This window comes from Priestia sp. 3CA3, from assembly GCF_056836725.1.
Genome location: NZ_JBXENJ010000001.1, coordinates 349,393 through 366,483 on the forward strand (window position 1 = coordinate 349,393; position 17,091 = coordinate 366,483).

At 38.1% G+C, this 17,091-nt stretch carries 18 protein-coding genes; 17 read left to right on the forward strand and 1 reads right to left on the reverse strand.

Annotated elements, in window-relative coordinates; all coding sequences use genetic code 11:
* The first annotated feature begins 3 nt into the window (after positions 1–3).
* From AC1VNJ_RS01745 to AC1VNJ_RS01825, 17 genes are all read left to right on the forward strand, one after another.
* Entirely contained in the window at positions 4–978 is a 975-nt protein-coding gene (locus AC1VNJ_RS01745; RefSeq protein ID WP_033579680.1) for a PhoH family protein, read from the forward strand.
* A gap of 62 nt (positions 979–1,040) precedes the next feature.
* Entirely contained in the window at positions 1,041–3,149 is a 2,109-nt protein-coding gene (locus AC1VNJ_RS01750; RefSeq protein ID WP_182028503.1) for an HD family phosphohydrolase, read from the forward strand.
* Positions 3,146–3,616, forward strand: a complete 471-nt coding sequence (ybeY, locus tag AC1VNJ_RS01755) for an rRNA maturation RNase YbeY (protein ID WP_033579681.1) — start codon at positions 3,146–3,148, stop codon at positions 3,614–3,616. The genes AC1VNJ_RS01750 and ybeY overlap by 4 nt, the downstream gene beginning before the upstream one ends.
* Complete coding sequence (locus AC1VNJ_RS01760; protein WP_016765589.1) at positions 3,600–3,971, forward strand: diacylglycerol kinase family protein; 372 nt, start codon at positions 3,600–3,602, stop codon at positions 3,969–3,971. The genes ybeY and AC1VNJ_RS01760 overlap by 17 nt, the downstream gene beginning before the upstream one ends.
* Positions 3,972–4,062: 91 nt before the next feature.
* Complete coding sequence (locus AC1VNJ_RS01765) at positions 4,063–4,461, forward strand: cytidine deaminase (protein ID WP_033579682.1); 399 nt, start codon at positions 4,063–4,065, stop codon at positions 4,459–4,461.
* Positions 4,454–5,359 carry a GTPase Era gene (gene era, locus AC1VNJ_RS01770; RefSeq protein WP_013059225.1) on the forward strand — a complete coding sequence of 302 codons (906 nt, stop codon included), beginning with the start codon at positions 4,454–4,456 and terminating at the stop codon, positions 5,357–5,359. The genes AC1VNJ_RS01765 and era overlap by 8 nt, the downstream gene beginning before the upstream one ends.
* A gap of 155 nt (positions 5,360–5,514) precedes the next feature.
* Positions 5,515–5,658: a YqzL family protein gene (locus AC1VNJ_RS01775; protein ID WP_014458193.1), complete on the forward strand. Its 144-nt coding sequence runs from the start codon at positions 5,515–5,517 to the stop codon at positions 5,656–5,658.
* Positions 5,659–5,685: 27 nt separating this feature from the next.
* The gene (gene recO, locus AC1VNJ_RS01780) at positions 5,686–6,450 is read left to right on the forward strand and encodes a DNA repair protein RecO (protein ID WP_033579683.1); all 765 of its coding nucleotides are present in this window, start codon (positions 5,686–5,688) and stop codon (positions 6,448–6,450) included.
* Between the two features lie 258 nt (positions 6,451–6,708).
* On the forward strand, positions 6,709–7,347 hold the full coding sequence (ccpN, locus tag AC1VNJ_RS01785; RefSeq protein WP_025750542.1) for a transcriptional regulator CcpN: 639 nt from the start codon (positions 6,709–6,711) through the stop codon (positions 7,345–7,347).
* 33 nt (positions 7,348–7,380) lie between these two features.
* Complete coding sequence (locus AC1VNJ_RS01790) at positions 7,381–8,184, forward strand: pyruvate, water dikinase regulatory protein (protein ID WP_014458195.1); 804 nt, start codon at positions 7,381–7,383, stop codon at positions 8,182–8,184.
* A 311-nt stretch (positions 8,185–8,495) separates the two neighbouring features.
* Positions 8,496–8,966 (forward strand): YaiI/YqxD family protein, encoded by a 471-nt coding sequence (locus AC1VNJ_RS01795; RefSeq protein ID WP_028411643.1) that lies wholly within the window; start codon positions 8,496–8,498, stop codon positions 8,964–8,966.
* A 41-nt stretch (positions 8,967–9,007) separates the two neighbouring features.
* Complete coding sequence (dnaG, locus tag AC1VNJ_RS01800; RefSeq protein WP_016765586.1) at positions 9,008–10,816, forward strand: DNA primase; 1,809 nt, start codon at positions 9,008–9,010, stop codon at positions 10,814–10,816.
* 65 nt (positions 10,817–10,881) lie between these two features.
* Positions 10,882–12,015, forward strand: coding sequence for an RNA polymerase sigma factor RpoD (gene rpoD / locus AC1VNJ_RS01805; RefSeq protein WP_013059219.1), 1,134 nt, complete (start codon positions 10,882–10,884; stop codon positions 12,013–12,015).
* 384 nt (positions 12,016–12,399) lie between these two features.
* The gene (locus AC1VNJ_RS01810) at positions 12,400–13,539 is read left to right on the forward strand and encodes an acyl-CoA dehydrogenase family protein (protein WP_028411642.1); all 1,140 of its coding nucleotides are present in this window, start codon (positions 12,400–12,402) and stop codon (positions 13,537–13,539) included.
* A gap of 131 nt (positions 13,540–13,670) precedes the next feature.
* Entirely contained in the window at positions 13,671–14,030 is a 360-nt protein-coding gene (gene cccA / locus AC1VNJ_RS01815) for a cytochrome c550 (RefSeq protein WP_028411641.1), read from the forward strand.
* A 169-nt stretch (positions 14,031–14,199) separates the two neighbouring features.
* Positions 14,200–14,904 (forward strand): tRNA (adenine(22)-N(1))-methyltransferase, encoded by a 705-nt coding sequence (locus tag AC1VNJ_RS01820; RefSeq protein ID WP_154991833.1) that lies wholly within the window; start codon positions 14,200–14,202, stop codon positions 14,902–14,904.
* The gene (locus AC1VNJ_RS01825; protein WP_049166210.1) at positions 14,901–16,022 is read left to right on the forward strand and encodes a Nif3-like dinuclear metal center hexameric protein; all 1,122 of its coding nucleotides are present in this window, start codon (positions 14,901–14,903) and stop codon (positions 16,020–16,022) included. Before AC1VNJ_RS01820 ends, AC1VNJ_RS01825 begins: the two co-directional genes overlap by 4 nt.
* Before the next feature lie 43 nt (positions 16,023–16,065).
* Here the strand turns inward: AC1VNJ_RS01825 and AC1VNJ_RS01830 are convergent, their stop codons facing one another.
* Positions 16,066–17,016, reverse strand: coding sequence for a 4-hydroxy-3-methylbut-2-enyl diphosphate reductase (locus AC1VNJ_RS01830; RefSeq protein WP_028411638.1), 951 nt, complete (start codon positions 17,014–17,016; stop codon positions 16,066–16,068).
* Positions 17,017–17,091 lie beyond the last annotated feature (75 nt).

Consider the following 17,091-nt stretch of genomic DNA (forward strand, 5'->3'; position numbering starts at 1 on the left):
TGAATGTCAGAACAGCTAGTAACAATTAACGTACAACTTGATGATTCAAACGAAGCCATTTCATTATTTGGCGTACAAGATGCGAATTTAAAGCGAATTGAAGAAGAAATGCAGGTCTCGATCATTTCAAGAGGTGAGACTGTTGTAGTCTCCGGAAGTACAGAAAATGTTCAGCTAGTGGAAGAAATGCTTAAAAAGTTACTGAACATTATCCGCAAAAATATTTCCATATCTGAACGAGATGTTGTGTATGCGATTCAATTAGCTAAGAAAAATTCTCTCGAGTTTTTTGAAGATGTATATGAAGAAGAGATTGGTAAAAACGTAAAAGGTAAGACTATTCGTGTTAAGACATTAGGACAAAGTCACTACATTTCTGCTATTAAGAAAAATGATTTGGTATTTGGAATTGGGCCTGCTGGTACCGGTAAAACGTATTTAGCCGTTGTCATGGCCGTTAATGCTCTTAAAAATGGTCACGTACAGCGTATTATTTTAACACGTCCTGCTGTTGAAGCAGGTGAAAGTCTTGGCTTCTTGCCAGGAGATTTGAAAGAAAAAGTAGATCCGTACTTGCGGCCTCTGTACGATGCATTACATGATGTATTAGGAACAGAACATACGCAACGCCTAATCGAACGCGGAGTTATTGAAATAGCACCCCTTGCTTACATGCGAGGTCGTACACTAGATGATGCGTTTGTTATCTTAGACGAAGCACAAAACACCACGATGGCGCAAATGAAGATGTTTTTAACACGACTAGGATTTGGGTCTAAAATGGTGATTACAGGAGATATTTCACAAATTGATTTACCAAAAGGAGCTCAGTCTGGTCTAGCGGCTGTCTCGAAAATCCTGACCAATGTTAAAGGTATTTCGTTTGTTCATCTAGAACAGTCAGATGTTGTGCGCCATCCACTTGTGGGACGCATCATTCAAGCGTACGAACAAGCTGACCAAAAGACCCTTTCTTAATAGGGTCTATTTTTTGTAAAGGGGGTACGTTTGTGTCAACGTTTCGGATAATCAAGCAAACAATGGCACAGATCGAGCGATTACGGTTAATTCAAATTGGGTTATATGCCTTGTTAGGTATAATGATGTTTGCGTCTATGTATAGCAATGTAAAGCCGCAGGAATTAGATCTCAGACTATTGTCTATTTCCCCGCAAACCATTTACTCACCCGTTACCATTGAAGATAAAGAGAGCACAGAGAAAAAACGGGCAGAGGCAGAACAAGCCGTTGAAGATGTGTATACACAAAAAACAGAATACGCACAGAACCAAGTCGATCTTGTTGCATCTATTTTTGATGCGATGATGGAAGTTAATACAGAATATGAAAAAGAAGATCATGAAGATGACAGTATCGATGCCGTATTAAAAACCAAACAAAAAATGTTAGAGGACAAGCTTCCTGAAGACATTCAAAAAAACTTGCCAAAGGATACCATCAAGCAGCTGCTTCAGTCTTCTAACAGTGATTTATCGATTGCGAAAGACGCTGTAGTTACAGCCGTTCATCATGTGATGAAAGATCAAGTGAAGATTAGCGATGTAGAAGAGAAAAAAGACCAGGTAGAAGGTCAGCTTGTTTACACCAATGTCAGCAACTCTCTAAAGGATTCAATGAATGCAATTGCTAAATTCGCTATCATTCCAAATGTGATTTATGATCCCCAAAAAACAGCTGAAAACCGTCAAGCAGCTGTGGAAAAAGTGGAGCCTGTTCGAATTAAACAAGGTCAGATTATTGTAGAAGAAAATCAGCTTATTAATCCTGATATATATCGTCAGCTCCAGCTCGCGGGATTGTTGAATAATAAAGGATCTATTCAGCCTTTTGCGGGATTAGCTTTGCTGATTGTGATGATGATAGCGGGCCTCATTTACTATTTGCGTGAATTTCACACCAAGACATATCAGCCCTTGTTGTTGTATGTATTGGTAGCAACCATTACGATTGGCCTCATGAAAATCTTAAGCGTGTTTCAGCAAATTGATTTATCGGAAATAGGTTTCTTAGCTCCTGTTGCAGTGGGAGGTTTGCTGATTCGAATTTTAATGGATGAACGCATTGCTATTTTATCAAGCATTGTATTTGCTATTTGTGGAAGCATTATTTTTAATGGTGAATTGACAACCTCGTTTAATATGAACATCGGGATCTACTTTTTAATTAGCAATATTGCTGCTATTTTATTTTTAAGCAGGCAGCACAGGCGTTCACGGATTTTGCAGGCAGGTCTATTTGTGGCTATGGTAAACGTAATTATCAGCTTTGCTATTATTTTTATTAAAAATGGCCAAATTGGCACTGTAGAGCTTGGCTATTACAGTATGATGTCAATTGCATCTGGTGTTATTGCTTCCGTTTTAACTATAGGTTTGCTTCCGTTTTTTGAAAGTGGATTTGGCATTTTATCTACGATGAAGCTGATTGAATTATCGAGTCCTAATCATCCGCTATTACGTAAAATCTTAACCGAAACACCGGGAACGTATCATCACAGTGTAATGGTGGCAAACTTATCTGAAGCGGCGTGCGAAACGATAGGAGCTAACGGTTTATTAGCGAGAGTGGGGGCTTATTACCACGATATTGGTAAAACGAAGCGACCGCAGTATTTTATTGAAAATCAAATGAATATTACCAATCCGCATGATAAACTAAGTCCGAAGACTAGTAAAAATATTATAATCGCACATGCTACAGATGGAGCGACCATTTTGCGAAATCACAAGTTTCCAAAAGAGATTGTAGATATTGCAGAGCAGCATCACGGAACGACCCTGCTTAAGTTTTTCTATCATAAGGCACTTGAACAAACAGAAGAAAAACTTGATGAAAAAGAATATCGCTATCCTGGACCAAAGCCTCAGTCGAAAGAAGCAGCGGTTATTTGCATAGCTGATAGTGTAGAAGCAGCCGTAAGGTCAATGTCCAATCCGACTCCGGAAAAAATTGAAAACTTGGTGCGAAATATTATTAAAGATCGCCTGCAGGATGAGCAGCTTAGCGAGTGTAACGTAACGCTCAAAGAATTAGAGTTAATTCGCCAAGCACTATGTGAAACTTTAAATGGGATTTTTCATTCCCGAATCGAATATCCAGAGATAAAAAAAGAGAAGGTGAAGGTATGAGTTTAGTTATTGATTTTATTGATGAAACAAACGAAGTGAGTGAACAGCAGCAAAAAGAGCTTGAGAAGCTGCTTGAAGCCGCTGCTATATATGAAAATCTGCAAGAGGATGCAGAAGTATCCGTTACATTTGTGGATAATGATCGAATTCAAGAAATCAATCATCAATACCGCCATAAAAATCAGCCAACGGATGTAATATCGTTTGCGCTAGAAGAAATGGGCGAAGATGAAATGCAAATTATCGGAGATGAGATGCCAAGGGTCCTAGGGGATATTGTCATTTCGATTCCAAAAGCTCATGAGCAAGCAGAAGAATACAATCACTCGTTTATGAGGGAGCTAGGATTCTTAACGGTTCACGGTTTCTTGCACTTGCTTGGGTATGACCATGAAACATCAGAAGATGAAAAAGAGATGTTTACACGTCAAAAAGATATTTTAGAACAATATGGACTCTCGCGATAAAAAAGGGATAGCTAAAGTTGTCAGTAGCTTTGGTTATGCAATAGAAGGGTTTCTCTATGTTTGTAAAACACAGAGAAATATGCAAATTCACGTAGCAGCTTCTTTCATCGTCCTTCTCTTAGGAGCCGTGCTGTCAATTACAGCTGGTGAATGGACGGTTGTGCTGCTTCTCATTGCAGGCATGTTCAGCTTAGAGTTAATGAATACAGCGGTGGAAAAAGTTGTCGATTTAGTTTCTCCTGAATATCACATACTAGCAAAACACGCAAAAGATGCAGCCGCAGCAGCGGTGTTGGTCTATGCGTGTTTTGCTGTCCTTATAGGAGGAATTATTTTCTTAAAGTATTTGTTTTAAAAAGGATTCTTTTTGGTTCTTTACACCCCCGTGGTATAATAAAAAAGGACAAGTTAAAAGACATGTAGAAGCGCAAAAGGAGAGCGAATAAATGGATAAGACCGGACTGATTGATGAGGCGAAAAAAGCTCGTGAAATGGCTTATGTACCGTATTCAAAATTTAAAGTTGGTGCAGCTTTATTGACGAAAGATGGAAAGGTTTATCGCGGCTGCAATATTGAAAATGCGGCTTATAGCATGTGCAATTGTGCTGAGCGTACGGCTTTATTTAAAGCCTATTCAGAAGGAGATAAAGAGTATGCAGCACTTGCTGTAGTAGCTGATACTGATCGTCCTGTTTCTCCGTGTGGAGCATGCAGACAAGTAATCTCTGAGCTTTGTCCAAAAGAAATGAAAGTTATATTAACCAATTTAAAAAATAACATACAAGAACTAACTGTGGAAGAATTACTTCCAGGAGCATTTTCATCGGAGGATTTACATGAGTAATAATGAATTTAAGTCAGGTTTTGTTTCAATTATTGGAAGACCAAACGTAGGGAAATCAACTTTTTTGAACCGAGTAATCGGTCAAAAGATTGCGATTATGAGTGACAAACCGCAAACAACTAGAAATAAAATTCAGGGTGTGTACACGGAAGATCAGGCGCAAATTGTGTTTATTGATACACCAGGAATTCACAAACCAAAGCATAAATTAGGCGACTTTATGATGAAGGTAGCGCAAAATACGCTTAAAGAAGTAGATTTAATTTTATTTATGATTAACGCAACAGAGGGTTTAGGTCGAGGCGATGAATTTATTATCGAGCGTTTAAAAGATACAAAAACGCCTGTTTTCCTTGTGATTAATAAAATTGATGAAATTCATCCAGACGAATTGTTTTCAATTATCACGAATTATAAAGACTTATATCCTTTCGCTGAAATTGTGCCAATTTCAGCTTTACAAGGAAATAACGTGGAGCGCTTGCTTGATCAAATCAAGCAGCGATTGCCGGAAGGTCCGCAGTATTACCCGGCAGATCAGGTAACAGATCACCCAGAGCGCTTTATTATTACGGAATTAATTCGTGAAAAAGTACTGCATGCAACGAGGGAAGAAATACCTCATTCTATTGCCGTTGTAATGGATTCTATGCAAAGACGAGATAATGGCGCTGTTTACGTCGGCGCTACAATTATCGTCGAAAGAGATTCACAAAAAGGCATCGTAATTGGAAAGCAAGGAAAGATGTTAAAAGAGGTAGGAAGAAAAGCAAGAGCAGACATTGAAGCTCTTTTAGGTTCAAAAGTATTTTTAGAACTATGGGTAAAAGTGCAAAAAGATTGGCGAAACCGAGCGTCGCATCTCCGTGACTTTGGATTTAGAGAAGACGAATATTAATCATTTGAGTTCTTGTTGGCGTCGATTTATACCCCTTCATAAAAGAAGGTAATTTGTAAAAAATTGTGTTACATGATTTTACGTCGGAAGGCTATTCTAAACATAAGGAATTGAAATATGTATCTGATCTTTATGGTTAGAAAGGTGGGAGTTCTATGTTGAATTTTACTTGGAACATTTTTTCACAAACAGGTAGCATTGATACTTATCTCATTTTTAAGGAACTTGAAAATGAAGTGAAAGAAAGACCCGAAACATATGAGGACAACAGCGAAAGTCTCAATTCTCCCTTGTCTTAGCCTTCTGTAAGATGGCGGTGATGATGATTGTTTAAAAAGTGCGAAGGAATTGTCATTCGAACGAATGATTACGGTGAATCAAATAAAATTGTCACCATTTATTCACGTGAACTCGGAAAAGTGGGTCTTATGGCAAGAGGGGCAAAAAAGCCCAGTAGTCGCTTAGCTTCCGTCACACAATTATTTACGTATGGATACTTTTTTATACAAGCAGGTTCAGGAATGGGTACTCTCCATCAAGGAGAAGTTATCTCATCTATGAGAAGCATACGCGAAGATATCTTCACAACAGCGTATGCTTCTTATATTCTTGAATTAACAGATAAAGCTACTGAGAACAATAAACCAAATCCATTTCTATTTGAACTGCTGCACCAAACCATTCATTATATGAACGAAGAGTATGATGCAGAGATCTTAACATTTATTTATGAAATGAAAATGTTAAACGTTCTAGGTCTTCATCCTACATTAAATGAATGTGCAGTCTGCCATCAAGGTGAAGGAACATTTCATTTTTCCATTCGAGAAGGCGGGTTTATTTGTCATCGATGCTTAGAAAAAGATCCTTATCATTTGAAAATTAGTCCGATGACGGTTAAACTATTAAGGCTATTTTATTACATTGATTTAAAGCGGTTAGGTTCTATTTCTGTTAAACCCGAAACAAAAAAACAATTAAAGTTTGTAATTGATCAATATTATGAAGAATATTCAGGATTGTTTTTAAAAACAAAGCGGTTTTTGAATCAGATGGAGTCTTTAAAACAATCGCTCTCTGATAAGAAATAGAAAAGATAATCAGTGATATGCAAGGAATTGCTGTCGCTAGGGTGCCTCGTAGTGTGTAGAGGACACCCTTTTTACTGTGGAGCGAAGGGATAGTTTCGCTTATTGTAAGCGTAATGTCTGCTTTTTTTGAGAAGCCATGGTAAAATAAACGGCATTCTAAAAAGATAAAATGCTAAAATTAATAAGTTATAGCTTTTACTTTTGCTTAAAAAGTATATAATGTTTTATAAATAGTATGTCACATTTAATGATTAGGTGGTGAGTACAATCGAACTGAACAAACGACAAGAACAAATTTTACAAATTGTCAAAGACGAAGGCCCTATTACAGGCGAGCATATTGCAGATCAGCTTAGCCTTACGCGGGCCACGCTAAGACCGGACTTGGCTATTTTAACAATGGCTGGTTATCTAGAAGCGCGACCGCGCGTAGGTTACTTTTACACAGGTAAAACAGGAGCACAGCTTCTTACAGATAAAATAAAAAAAATACAGGTGCAAGAATATCAGTCTATCCCTGTAGTCGTGAACGAAAATGTGTCGGTATATGATGCTATTTGTACAATGTTTCTAGAAGACGTGGGGACCCTTTTTGTAGTGGATGAGAAATCACAGCTAGTGGGAGTACTGTCGCGTAAAGATTTATTGCGCGCGAGTATCGGAAAGCAAGAGCTCACATCTATTCCTGTTCATATTATCATGACGAGAATGCCCAACATTACATATTGTTATCGCGAAGATTTGTTAATTGATATTGCTAAGATCTTAATTGAAAAACAGATTGATGCTATGCCCGTTATTAAAGAGGGAGACGGCAATTTTGAAGTGGTGGGACGCATTACCAAAACAAATATTACAAAATTACTAGTAGCACTAGCAAATGATGAAGTATTATAAGTGAAAAAGGATTAAAAAGGGGATGCACAAAATATGAACAACCCATGTCTTTATGTCATTTCGGATTCTGTAGGTGAGACAGCTGAACTAGTTGTAAAGGCTGCATCAAGTCAGTTCAATATGACGGACTTTGTAATTAAAAGAGTACCTTACGTAGAGGACATCGCAACACTTTCAGAAGTGGTTTCAGTAGCGAAGTTGAACAACGCTATTATTGGCTTTACGCTAGTAAAGCCCGAAATGAGAGAATTTTTAATTCAAGAAGCGTCCAAAAACGGGGTAGAGGTATTTGATATTATTGGACCTTTAATTGATAAAATTCAATCTTCTTATCAACTTTCTCCTCGCTATGAGCCTGGAATGGCTAGAAAGTTAGACGAAGATTATTTTAAGAAAGTAGAAGCGATTGAATTTGCAGTGAAATATGATGATGGGCGTGATCCAAGAGGCATTCTTAGAGCGGATATCGTATTAATCGGTGTATCAAGAACATCTAAAACACCTCTTTCTCAGTTTTTAGCACACAAGCGTTTGAAAGTAGCCAACGTTCCGATTGTACCTGAGGTAGATCCACCAGAAGAGCTGTTTCACGTATCACCTGAGAAGTGTATAGGGCTTACTATCAGTCCTGAAAAATTAAACGATATTCGTAAAGAGCGTTTAAAGTCTCTTGGGCTAAACGATAAAGCAATTTATGCTAATATTGGCCGTATTAAAGAAGAACTTGAATTCTTCCAAGGAATTGTAGATAAGATTGGCTGTGAAGTGGTTGATGTATCCAACAGAGCCGTAGAAGAAACAGCTGGTATCATTCTCAATACCATCAAAAAGAAATAAACGATGAATCTCCTCTGTGCGTGACAGAAAGGAGATTGCTTTCTTATGTTTGTATGCTGTAGGCCTAAGAAAATATACCAAAGATGAATATGACAGAACTTTTAAAAACAAGTGACTTTGGTATAGAAAATATAGGTTGTTTATATTATAATAAAAAATTGTGATAAAAAAGAATAGTTTTAGGTTTAGACTTTGTTAAGAACGAATAAACTATTTATATAAAAGTCAAGTCAAAATCGAAAAAAGTATTCGACAAATGCCATCTACAGGAAATAACAAATTGTTAGAAGGAATCTCTGGAGGGATGTAGAATACAGAGTTATAGCAAAAGAAAAAGTAAAGTTTTTGTCGATGCTGATGCATGCCCTGTTAAAGCAGAAATCGTTGAACTTACACATACATATGACATCGAGCTTGTGTTTGTTGCTTCCTATGCTCACATGCAAACAAATCCTACACCAGGAAAATGGGTCTATGTAGATGCAGAAAAGGAAGCCGCAGATTTATATATTTTAAATCACGCAGCCAAGCAGGATATTGTCGTAACTCAAGATACTGGCTTAGCAAGCATGTTAGTAAGTCGAGGGGTTTACGCACTGTCTCCTCGTGGAAAGTACTATAATGACGACGAAATGAATACGGTGCTTTTCTTTCGCTATGTTTCTGCAAAAGAGCGACGGTCAGGGCGTCATACTAAAGGCCCAAAGGCATTTAGTGAAGAAGATCGCCAGCATTTCATTCAAGCTTTTGAAAAAATGTTGTCGAAACTTGCAGGAATTTAGCACTTAGTGAAGAATATTATATGAAATACGGAGCTGTTACTATGGCAAATCGAATTCCTGATGAAGTAATCGACCGTATTCGGCATTCAGTAGATATTGTCGACGTCATAAGCGATTATGTACAACTAAAAAAACAAGGGCGCAATTATTTTGGACTCTGTCCGTTTCATGGGGAAAGCACACCATCTTTTTCAGTATCGCCTGATAAACAAATTTATCATTGCTTTGGATGCGGTGCAGGAGGGAATTCATTTTCATTCATAATGGAATTAGAAGGACTGTCCTTCACGGAAGCAGCTCAGCAGCTTGCTGAAAAAGGAGACATTCCTTTTGAACATGAGATACATCCTCATGAAGAAGATAATCAAAAGCCTAGCAATAAAATGATTGAAGCACACGAGCTTTTAAAGAAATTTTACCATCATTTATTGGTAAATACAAAAGAAGGCCAAGATGCTTATGATTATTTAATAAATCGAGGGTTTTCACGAGAAATTATCGATGAATTTGAGATAGGTTTTGCTTTAGATTCGTGGGAATTTGTAAGTAAGTTCTTAACAAAACGTGGGTTTAATCCGCAAGAGATGGAACATGCAGGTTTAATCATTAAACGCAACCAAGATGAAACGTACTTTGATCGTTTTCGCGATCGAATTATGTTTCCTATTGCTGACTTGCAAGGCAAAACAATTGCATTTTCAGGGCGCCTGCTAAAAGAGATAAAAGGGCAGCCTAAATATTTAAACAGTCCCGAAACTTCTATTTTTAACAAAAGTCGCACACTCTACAACTTTCACCGCGCTAAAAAACATATACGCAAAAATCAGCAGGTTATTTTATTTGAAGGATTTGCAGATGTTATTTCAGCTGTTAAAGCGGGGTGCCCAAACGCAATTGCAACAATGGGAACTGCCTTAACAGAAGAACAAGCCAAAATTATTCGCCGAAATGTAGAGTCCGTTATCATTTGCTATGATGCAGATTCTGCTGGAATTGAAGCAGCGCACAAAGCAACTGCTATCTTAACAAATGTGGGTTGTACCGTTAAGATTGCTGTGATGCCGGATGGTTATGACCCGGATGATTATATTAAAGAATACGGGGCAGAGAAGTTTCAAAATGATGTTATTAATAGCAGCTTGACCTTTATGGCATTTCAAATGAGGTATCTCCGCCGAAAGCGAAATCTACAAAATGAATCTGAACGTATGCAATACATTGAAGACGTTTTGAAAGAAATAAGCCTCCTTACAAAAGCTGTAGAGCGAGATCATTATTTACGCCAATTGGCACAAGAGTTTTCCATTTCATTAGATGCGCTTAAAGAACAGCAGTATCAAGTGTATCGAACGGAAAAAAAGAAAAAGGATAATGATTCTCCAAATCGAAATAATATAAATAGACAACCAGTCGTAAAGAGAAGCTTATTACCGGCTTATCAAAATGCAGAACGTTTTTTGATCGCTCATATGTTGAAAGATAAGGATGTAGCATTTAGAATTCAAGACCGACTTCAAGGTCAGTTCAATGTCGAAGAACATCGTGCGCTTGTTCTATATTTGTATGCCTATTACGAGGAAGGACACGAGCCTAATCCGAGCGGATTTATTGAGCGGTTGCCCGAATCTTCGTTGTCTAGTCTAGCTTCAGAATTGGCGATGATGTCAATCAATGATGAATTGTCGGAGCAAGCTTTGAATGATTATATCCAAACGATATTGATTTATCCACAAAGGGTAGCGATAGAAAAAAAAGAAGCAGAAAAGCAAGAAGCAGAGCGTCAAAAAGATTATTTAAAAGCTGCGACAATAGCAATGGAAATTTTACAGTTGAAAAAAACGTTAAAATAAACGATGTTGCGTATTAGTCCCACTTTTAGAAGGTTTTCCTTAAAATTTTGGAAGGAGGGGATCTGATGGCTGAAAAATCAGCTCAATCAAAACAACTTGATTCAGATTTAACAATTGAACAAGTAAAAGATCAATTGACCGAAATCGGAAAAAAACGTGGTGTGCTAACATACGAAGAAATTGCAGAGCGTATGGCGAACTTCGAAATTGAATCCGATCAAATGGATGAATATTATGAATACCTTGGAGAACAAGGTGTTGAAGTAATGAGTGAATCTGAAGCAAATGATGACGATGCCGATCCCGATATTCAAGAACTGTCAAAAGAAGAAGAGTTTGATTTAAATGATTTAAGTGTACCTCCTGGTGTGAAAATTAATGATCCAGTTCGTATGTACTTAAAAGAAATCGGACGCGTTGACTTATTGTCGGCAGAGGAAGAAATCAATTTAGCAAAACGTATTGAAGAAGGCGATGAAGAAGCGAAACGTCGTCTTGCTGAAGCAAACTTACGTCTTGTGGTAAGTATCGCTAAACGCTATGTTGGACGCGGTATGCTGTTTCTTGATTTAATTCAAGAAGGAAACATGGGTCTTATTAAAGCGGTAGAAAAATTTGATTATCGCAAAGGTTATAAATTCAGTACGTATGCGACATGGTGGATTCGTCAAGCTATTACTCGTGCGATTGCTGACCAAGCAAGAACGATTCGTATCCCTGTTCATATGGTTGAAACGATTAACAAACTAATTCGTGTTCAACGTCAGCTTCTACAAGATTTAGGTCGCGAACCATCTCCTGAAGAAATTGCAGAAGATATGGACTTAACACCAGAAAAAGTTCGTGAAATCTTAAAAATTGCCCAAGAGCCGGTTTCTCTTGAAACGCCAATTGGTGAGGAAGATGATTCTCATTTAGGTGACTTCATTGAAGACCAGGATGCAACATCACCTTCTGAACATGCTGCATATGAATTATTAAAAGAGCAGTTAGAAGACGTCCTTGATACGTTAACAGATCGCGAAGAAAATGTTCTTAGACTCCGCTTTGGTCTGGACGATGGGCGTACGCGTACGCTTGAAGAAGTAGGAAAAGTATTTGGCGTAACGCGTGAGCGTATTCGTCAAATTGAAGCTAAAGCGCTTCGCAAGCTCCGTCACCCTAGTCGAAGCAAACGTTTAAAAGATTTCTTAGAATAGATAAAAGCGTAAATAGCGCTTATGAGATAGCTTCTTTCCCTGCGGAAAGAGGCTGTCTGTTTTTTTATGGAATAAATTTCATGAAAACGCATTTTAAAGAAGTATATTGATTTTTTTACCAACTTTTCTTCTTTCATATATTTTACTGAATTGTCCTTCGTTTTGCAAATGCTCCTTTATATTCTTTTGTTATAGAAGCGTAAGATGTTCAAATTTCATTTAAACATCCGAAAAAAATGGAATCGCTCTCATTTTATTCTTGCCTTGATGAATACTCCTCTATTATAACATGAAAAAATTAAAACGTTTTAAAAGTTGAGAAAATTTACAAAAATGAATTATAATTAGATAATGTAAGCGTATACATTTTTAGGGGGAATAAAAATGAATTATGAATTAACCAATGAACAAAAGATGATTCAACGGACGCTGAGAGAATTTTCAGAAGCTGAAGTAGCACCAAATGCACTAGAGCGCGATCGAAGTAAGCAATTTCCGCTTGATGTTTTTAAAAAGTTAAGTGAGCTTGGTGTAATGGGCCTTCCTTTTCCTGAAGAGTATGGTGGCGGAGGCGCAGATACGGTTAGTTTTGCTATTGTCGTAGAGGAGTTAAGTAAAGCTTGTGGCTCTACAGGAATTACATACTCAGCTCATGTTTCGCTCGGGGGGGCACCTATTTATTTATTCGGAACAAAGGAGCAAAAAGAACAGTACCTACCTGCTTTATGCTCCGGGGAATCTTTTGGAGCGTTTGGTTTAACCGAACCGAACGCAGGAAGTGACGCGGGGGGAACGGAGACCGAAGCAGTGTTGAAGGATGGAACATTTAGGATTAATGGAAGTAAATGCTATATTACGAATGCCAGCTATGCAAAGTTTTTAGCTTTAACAGCTGTTACAAACCGTACAGAAGGTAAAAAAGAAATTTCAGCTATTATCGTGCCCACAGAAGCTCGAGGTTTTACTGTAATAGACAATTACGAGAAAATGGGTCTACATGCTTCAAATACAACTGAACTCGTTTTAGAGGATGTTGAAGTGCCTGAAGAGAATTTACTCGGTGTAAGAGGAGAAGGATTCAAACAATTTCTAATGACGCTTGACGGGGGAAGAATTGGAATTGGGGCAATGGCCGTTGGAATCGCTCAAGCGGCTTATGAAAAAGCACTGTCATATGCGCAGGAAAGAAAGCAGTTTGGGAAAGCTATTTCATCGTTTCAAGCGATTCAGTTTAAATTAGCTGATATGGCCATGAAAATTGAGTTAGCAAGAAATATGGTGTATAAAGCAGCGTGGTTAAAAGACCAAGGAAAGCCATTTACGAAAGAAGCAGCTATGTGTAAACTGTATGCTTCTGAAATTTGTATGGAAGTAGCCAGTCAAGCTGTGCAGATTCATGGAGGATACGGCTACATGAAAGAGTATCACGTGGAGCGGTATTTACGGGATGCCAAGCTTTTAGAAATTGGAGAAGGAACTTCGGAAATTCAGCGCTCTGTTATTGCAAGGCAAATTGGCTGTTAAGATAAGCAATAATAAATTAGTTAATTATGTAAATAAAACCCTTTCACTTATGAGCATTTTCAAGTAAAATAAAAGTGCTTATACTATTTTGTTATTTCTAGGGATGGGAATACATAAAGGGGGTATAGTGAGTGAAGCGAAATCCGCTAATACCATTTTTATTAATTGCGGTAATTGGGATTGCCTTAATGTTAACGCTTTCGTTCAACGGATTGAACAATGCAAAAGAAATCGCGGCTGAAAAAGAAGGCGGTGGCGCGGAACAGCAGGCTTCAGCTAAACCAGAAGAAATTTATCAAAAAACTTGTATTGGTTGTCACGGTGATCAGTATCAAGGTGGAGTAGGTCCTTCGTTAAAAGGAATTGGGAAAAAAGTTTCTCAAGACGAAATTGCAAATATTGTTGTAAACGGTAAAGGAAACATGCCGGCCGGGCTGGTTCCACCGGAAAAAGCGAAGGAAATGGCTAAATGGGTATCCGAAATTAAATAGAGTTCAGAAACATGATTTTCTGGAAAGCCGCTCATTTATAAAGCAGGCTTTTTTTTTATGATGTTTTTATACGCATTCAGCTAGAAGGAAAACATGAAGAGAAATAGGAATCATGCAGCTATCTATGTTAAAATAATGAACAGTAATCACATAGAGAATAGGTGACAAAATGAATGAATTAAACTTATCAGCAAGACTTGAAGAAGTAGTAAAGTCGATTCCTTTGGGAGCAAAGATAGCAGACATTGGCTCAGATCATGCGTATTTGCCATGTTTTGCTTATTTAAATGGATATATTAGCGGGGCTGTAGCAGGTGAAATTACAGAAGGTCCCCTGCAATCGGCTATTCAGCAGGTGAAAAAAACAAGCTTAACGGATGTTATTGATGTTCGAAAAGGAAACGGCCTAGAAGTAATATCGCCGAATGAAGTAGACTGTATTACAATCTGCGGAATGGGCGGAACGCTTATTACGATGATTTTAGAAGAAGGAAAGGCAAAATTAGAAGGAGTAAAAAGACTTGTGCTTCAGCCAAATATTGGTTCACATCATATTCGCAGCTGGCTGATTCAACACAACTGGGAAATCATTGATGAAAAAATCATTGAAGAAGACGGTCGTATGTATGAAGTCATCGTCGCTGAACCTGGAAACCCTTTAGCTCCGTATAACGGGGAAGTGGAAGCCGGTGTGTTAATGGGCCCTATTTTAAAAGAAAAGCGCTCTTCTGCTTTTATGACAAAGTGGACGCATGAACTAAATCATCTTAAACAAATTGTCAGTCAAATGGAACAGGCTCAGTCAGAGGAAAGCAAAGCAAAACTTCAAAAACTTACCCAAGACATCTCATTAATTGAGGAGGCGTTAAAATGAGTAAAATCCCTAACGGATTTCAAGTAATTGAGGCATTTGAATCATTTTCTCCCAAGCATTTAGCGGTTGAAGGAGATAAAATTGGTTTACAGATTGGAACGTTAAACAAGCCTGTAAAAAAAGTAATGGTAACGTTAGATGTTCTTGAAACGGTCGTAGACGAAGCAATTGAAAAACAAGTGGATTTAATTATTGCTCATCATCCTCCTATTTTTAGACCTCTAAAACAAGTGGTTACAGATCGTCCTGAAGGACGTATTTTAGAGAAATGCATTAAGCATGATATTGCCGTATATGCTGCTCATACAAACTTAGATATAGCTAAAGGCGGAGTAAATGACTTGTTAGCCGAAGCGTTGGGGCTACAAGAGACAAAAGTGCTGGTTCCGACAACGTCGATTCAATTGAAAAAGCTAGCTGTATTTGTTCCTTCAAATGACGCTGAAGCAGTGCGCACAGCTATTTGTGATGCGGGAGCTGGACATGTTGGCCTTTACAGCGACTGTACGTTTTCAACAGAAGGCGAAGGCACATTTAAACCTTCTTCAGAAGCCAATCCATACATTGGCTCAAAAGAAGAGCTAGAACGTGTCAATGAAACAAAAGTTGAAACTATTTTTGAAGCGGGTCAACAAAATAAAATTATTCGTGCCATGCTCAGTGCTCATCCTTACGAAGAAGTAGCCTATGACATTTATCCAGTGGAACAAACGGGCGAAACGCTTGGACTTGGACGAATTGGTAAGTTAAAAGAAGAGATGACGTTAAAACAGTTTGCCGATCACGTTAAACAAGCATTGGATGTAGATGGTGTCAGAGTAGTAGGGTCTATGGATGCTACTGTGAAAAAAGTAGCTGTTCTTGGCGGAGACGGAAACAAATATATTACAAACGCAAAATTTAGCGGAGCAGATGCCTATGTAACAGGTGATTTGTATTTCCACGTTGCGCATGATGCAATGGCAATGGGATTAAACGTTGTAGATCCTGGTCATCATGTTGAAAAAGTCATGAGACAAGGTGTAACACGCGTATTAAACAGTCTTTTTGAAGCGAAAAACTTTGAGTGTGAAGTATTTGATTCAAAAGTAGACACAAACCCATTTACGTTTATGTAACAAAGAAGGTGTTGACGAATGTCAACACCTTCTTTTGCGTCTATTAAGACGATTTTTTTGTTCGAACTTTTGGTAAAATTTTTGAAAGAGGCACACTTTTTTCACGTGTCCATGTTGTTTCATCTTCCGGATCGAACTGATCTAGAAAATTGATGACCTCTTTTGTGATTGGAGTAGGGGTAGATGCGCCTGCCGTAACAGCTACGGTTTTCGCGTTCATCAACCATTCGATCTGAAGCTCTGAGATGTCACCGATGCGATATGCCTCAGTGCCGGCAATCTCCATTGATACTTGAGCTAGACGGTTTGAATTGTTACTTTTAGGATCTCCTACTACGATTGTAACATCTGCTTCACCTGCTTGCTCAGCTACAGCTTCTTGGCGAACTTGTGTAGCTAAACAAATTTCCTTGTGAACTTCAGCGTGCGGATATTTTTCTTTTACTTTTTCCATGACATCTGCAACGTCCCACTGACTCATTGTTGTCTGATTGGTTACAATGACTTTTTCACGTTGAATATTTAAATGGGCTACGTCTTCTGCTTTTTCAATTAAATGAACGATATCTGGTGCGATGCCAAGTGCACCTTCTGGCTCAGGATGATTTCTTTTTCCGATATAAATAACGTCATAACCTTCTTTTTCTTTTTGGCGAATAAGGTCGTGGGTTTTTGTAACATCCGGACATGTAGCATCGATTGTTGTTAAACCTTTTTCTTTTGCTCGTTCTTTTACTTCTGGAGATACTCCGTGCGCCGTAAAAATAACGGTTCCTTCATTTATTTGGTCTAAGATTTCTAGGCGATTAGCACCGTCCAGTGTGATAATGCCGTCCTCTTCAAACGCATCTGTAACGTGTTTATTATGAACAATCATTCCTAAGATATAGATTGGTCGAGGCAATGATTTATCTAAAGCGGCGTTTCGTGCAATGACCATTGCGTCTACTACACCATAACAATAGCCGCGCGGTGCGATTTTAATAACTTTCATTTCAATTTCCTCCTCATCATAATCCTGACGAGCAATTCAACTCGCTTCTATTATATAAAAGAGGAAGGAAGAATA